This window comes from Sphingomonas bacterium (assembly GCF_903643065.1).
Classification (GTDB): domain Bacteria; phylum Pseudomonadota; class Alphaproteobacteria; order Sphingomonadales; family Sphingomonadaceae; genus Sphingomonas.
In genome coordinates, this window is the sequence record NZ_CAHJWX010000272.1 from 1 (window position 1) to 4,002 (window position 4,002).

Consider the following 4,002-nt stretch of genomic DNA (forward strand, 5'->3'; position numbering starts at 1 on the left):
GGCCGAGGCGGTCGCCGCGATCGGCCGGCTCGACACGATCGACCGGGCGGCCTGCCGCGCCCGCGCCCGCGCGCGGTTCGGCGTCGAGCGGATGACCGACCACTATATCCGCCTCTACGGCCGGCTGCTCGCCGGTCATCGCGGGTGAACGGCGGTCTCCGCCTGATCGCTCGACCGCCGCTTCCGCCGGTGGTCCTTGCCGACGATCAAACAGCCACCATTTCAATGCATTAACCACATTATAACGACCAGATTGAAAGCCACGTCACCGATGTTGAAGCTGAAGACCGTCGGACTACCCCGCCGTACCCAGGCCGAGCGCAGCGCGGCGACGCGCACGCGCATCCTGGAGGCGGCGATCGCCAGCCTGTATCGCCACGGCTATGGCGCCACCACCACCGTCATGGTCGCCGCCACCGCCAAGGTGAGCCGTGGCGCGATGCTGCATCATTTTCCCAGCAAGGCGGACCTGATGCTGGCGACGCTGGCCGAGGTCATGCAGCGCTCGGCCGCCAACTTCCAGGCCGCCGCGAGCCGGATCGACGATGCCTGGGAACGCTATGCCGCGCTGCCCGACCTGCGGCTCGAATCGGCGCTGGAACCGGCGGGCGTCGCGTTCATGGAGATCATGGTCGGCGCGCGCAGCGACGAGGCGGTGAGCGAACGCCTCGACGAGTTCCGCGTGCGGCTCGCGCCGCGTCCCGCGCAGCGCATGGCGGATTGGGCGCGCGCCTCGGGCGTCGAGGTCACCGATCGCGATCAGGCGGTGTCGCGCACGGTCTCGCTGGCGATCCTTGGCCTCGCCATCCAGAAACAGGTGCTGCCCGGGATCGACACGGAAGAGGTGCTGACCGTGCTGCGCGACCTGAAGCGGGGGGCGATGGAGCCGGCCGGGCATTGAACCGTTAGGCTAGCGTGATCGGCGCGCTTGCACATTCCACGGCTCCCCGGACGACCGCCCACGCGGCATTCGCGACCGCGCTGGCCGGCTTCGACCGCGCCCGTCCCGTCACCGTGCTCGGCCATTTCGACGCGGACGGGCTGGCGGCGACCGCGATCCTGGTCCGCGCGCTGCGGGCGGCCGGGTGGCGGGCCGAGCCGCGCGTCACCGGCAAGGGCGAGACGCCATGGGACGAGCCGATCGCCGGCGAGCTGGCGCGGGCGGATCTGGGCGGGCTGATCGTCACCGACCTCGGCACCCGCGCGGACCCGGTCGCGCCGGGCGTACCGACCGTCGTGATCGATCACCATCTGCCGACCGGTCTCGCGCCGGGCGCCACGGTGGTGAGTGGCAACGGCCTGGTTCCCGAGCCGACCTCGGCGCTCCTCGCCTGGTGGTGCGCCGGTGCGCTGGGCGACCAGGCGGACCTGCTCTGGCTCGCCGCGCTGGGGCTGGTCGGCGACATGGCGGCGCGTTTCCCCGAACTCGACGAGGCGGAGGCGCGCTGGGGCAAGACCGCGATCAGGGATGCGGTGTCGCTGGTCAACGCCCCGCGCCGCACGGCCAGCGCCGACGCCTCCCCCGCGCTGGCGCTGCTGCTGCGCGGCGACGGCCCCAAGGTAGTGACCAAGGCGGACAGCCCCGAGCGCGACGCGCTGGTCGCCGCCAAGGCGGAGGTCCGCGACGCGGTGGAGGCCGCGCGCCGCGTACCCCCGCGCGTCGCCGGCGATGTCGCGCTGATCCGCTTCGACTCGCCCTGCCAGATCCACCCGCTGATCGCGCAGCAATGGCGCGGGCGGCTCAAGGACAAGATCGTGCTCGCCGCCAACACCGGCTATCGTCCCGGCTGGGTGCATTTCGCCGCGCGCTCGGCGCGGGGGCAGAACCTGGTCGATTTCCTGCGCGACCACCGTCCGCCCGGCGCCGACAGCCGCTATGGCAACGGTCATGCCCAGGCGACCGGCGGCGCGCTCCGCCCCGCCGACTGGAATGCGTTCGTCACGGGCCTCGGCCTCCCCGACCAGCAGGTGCCCGCATGACCAGACCGCTCCGCCTCGGCTTTCCCGTCAAGGTCATGGGGCGGCAGGGCCTCAAGACGCAGGACACGCGCCGCTGGCAGAAGAACCCGCATCTCAAATGCTCGCTGGAGCTGCTCGACAGGGTGCTCGACTATCTCGCCGCCGAGCGGCTCGACATGTACCGGCTGTCGTCGGACATCGCGCCCTATGCGACGCATCCCGACATGCCGCAATTCCATGCGATGGTCGCCGACAGCGACGCGGAGCTGCGCGCGTTCGGCGCCAAGGCCAGGGCGCTGGACATTCGCCTGTCCTTCCACCCGTCCCAATATGTCCTGCTCAACTCGCCCGACCCGGAGCTGACGCGCAAGTCGATCTGGGACCTGTCGAGCCAGGCCGAGATGCTCGACCGCATGGGGCTGGACGACGAGGCGGTGATGGTGACGCATGTCGGCGGCGTCTATGACGACCGCGAGGCGAGCCGCGTGCGCTGGATCGAGGGGTTCGAGGCGTGTCCCGAGCACGTCCGCCGGCGGCTGGTGCTGGAGAATGACGATATCCGCTTCGACGCGGCCGACGCGCTGTGGATCCACGAGCGGACCGGCGTCCGACTGGTGTTCGACTATCAGCATTTCTGGTGCCTCAACCTGCAGGGGCTGGACATGCGCGAGACGCTGGAGCGGTTCCTGGCGAGCTGGCCCGCCGGGGTGCGGCCCAAGCTGCACTTCTCCAGCCCGCGCACCGAGCTGCACGAGCTGAAGCAGAAGATCACGCCCAAGCAGCGCGCCGCCGCCAAGGCCGGCACCGCCAAGGCGCGCAAGGGCGAGCTGCTCAAGGGGCCGGTCAAGGCCACCGCGCGCGTCAAGACGGTGCTGCGGCCGCCGATCTGGACGGGGCATGCCGACTTCACCAACCCGTTCGAGTTCGCCACCTTCATGCGGATGGCGCACGGGCTGGAGTTCGACGTGATGATGGAAGGCAAATCCAAGGACCTATCGCTGCTGCGCCTGCGCCCCGACCTGTTGCGCTTCGCCCCCGATGTCGCGGCGCGGTTCGGGATCACCGCCGCCGATGCCGGTCGGCTGGCGACGGACGAGGCGGCGCTGGAGCGTGGCGTCGACGCGGAAGAAGAGGCGGACGTCGACGAGGGCGCGCAACTGCTCGCGGCGGAGTAGCGCCGATGCCGGATTTGTGGAAGGACGGACACGACGAAGGGAGGACGACGATGCGCCGCGACGCGCTGACGACCAGGCTGGAACAACATCTGCCGTTGACGTCCTCGGAGCGCCGGGCGCTGGAGACGCTGGCGCAACGCGAACGCCGGCTCAAGCCGGGCGAGACGCTGATGATCCAGGATCAGCCCAACGACCAGCTGTTCATCGTCCAGCAGGGCTGGGTCCATTCGGCGCGAACCCTGGTCAACGGGGCGCGGCAGATCGTCGGCTTCCATTACGCCGGCGACCTGATCGGCACGTCGTCCATCGCCTGGACGATCGCGACCAACACGGTGACCTCGGTCGGCGACTCGATCGTGTCCGAACTGGCCAAGGCGGCGCTGGGGCGGATGTTCGAACAGGAGCCGCGACTGGCGGCGACGCTGTACGCGATCGCGGCGGCGGACTCCGTCGCGATGGGCGACCGGCTGACGTCGGTCGGGCGGATGGGCGCGGTGGAGCGGCTGTCGCTGATGCTGCTCGACATATTGGCGAGGCTGCGGGTGACGGCCGGCGGCATCGTCGACTCGTTCGACCTGCCGCTGACCCAGCAGGATATCGGGGACGCGGTGGGGCTGACCAAGGTCCATGTCAGCCGCACGTTCGGCGAGATGGAGCGGCGCGGCCTGATCGCGCGCTCGGGCCGGCGGGTGCGCGTGCTCCAGGAGCGCGAGCTGACCGCGATGACCGGCTTCATCGACCGTCACGGCGTGATCGCCACCGACTGGATCCCGGCGCCGCACGCGACCGCCGAGGCGGCCTGATCCGCTCCGGCGGCTTGCCCGGGGGATGTCAGCCCTCGTGGCCGCTCCGCCGCCGGCCGTAGAGC

At 70.8% G+C, this 4,002-nt stretch carries 4 protein-coding genes; all 4 read left to right on the plus strand.

Going from position 1 to position 4,002, the window contains the following annotated elements:
* Positions 1-271: 271 nt before the first annotated feature.
* From HUU95_RS10170 to HUU95_RS10185, 4 genes are read left to right on the plus strand one after another with little or no spacing between them, the layout of a single operon-like run.
* On the plus strand, positions 272-901 hold the full coding sequence (locus HUU95_RS10170) for a TetR/AcrR family transcriptional regulator (protein WP_174280007.1): 630 nt from the start codon (positions 272-274) through the stop codon (positions 899-901).
* Between the two features lie 14 nt (positions 902-915).
* Complete coding sequence (locus HUU95_RS10175; RefSeq protein WP_217429810.1) at positions 916-1,980, plus strand: phosphoesterase; 1,065 nt, start codon at positions 916-918, stop codon at positions 1,978-1,980.
* Complete coding sequence (uvsE, locus tag HUU95_RS10180; RefSeq protein ID WP_174280008.1) at positions 1,977-3,134, plus strand: UV DNA damage repair endonuclease UvsE; 1,158 nt, start codon at positions 1,977-1,979, stop codon at positions 3,132-3,134. Before HUU95_RS10175 ends, uvsE begins: the two co-directional genes overlap by 4 nt.
* 50 nt (positions 3,135-3,184) lie before the next feature.
* The gene (locus HUU95_RS10185) at positions 3,185-3,937 is read left to right on the plus strand and encodes a Crp/Fnr family transcriptional regulator (protein WP_174280009.1); all 753 of its coding nucleotides are present in this window, start codon (positions 3,185-3,187) and stop codon (positions 3,935-3,937) included.
* The last annotated feature ends 65 nt before the right edge of the window (positions 3,938-4,002 follow it).

Coding starts and splice junctions, on each gene's coding strand:
- HUU95_RS10170 (WP_174280007.1), top strand. CDS start 272: ATGTTGAAGCTGAAGACCGTCGGACTACCCCGCCGTACCCAGGCCGAG.
- uvsE (WP_174280008.1), top strand. CDS start 1,977: ATGACCAGACCGCTCCGCCTCGGCTTTCCCGTCAAGGTCATGGGGCGG.
- HUU95_RS10185 (WP_174280009.1), top strand. CDS start 3,185: ATGCGCCGCGACGCGCTGACGACCAGGCTGGAACAACATCTGCCGTTG.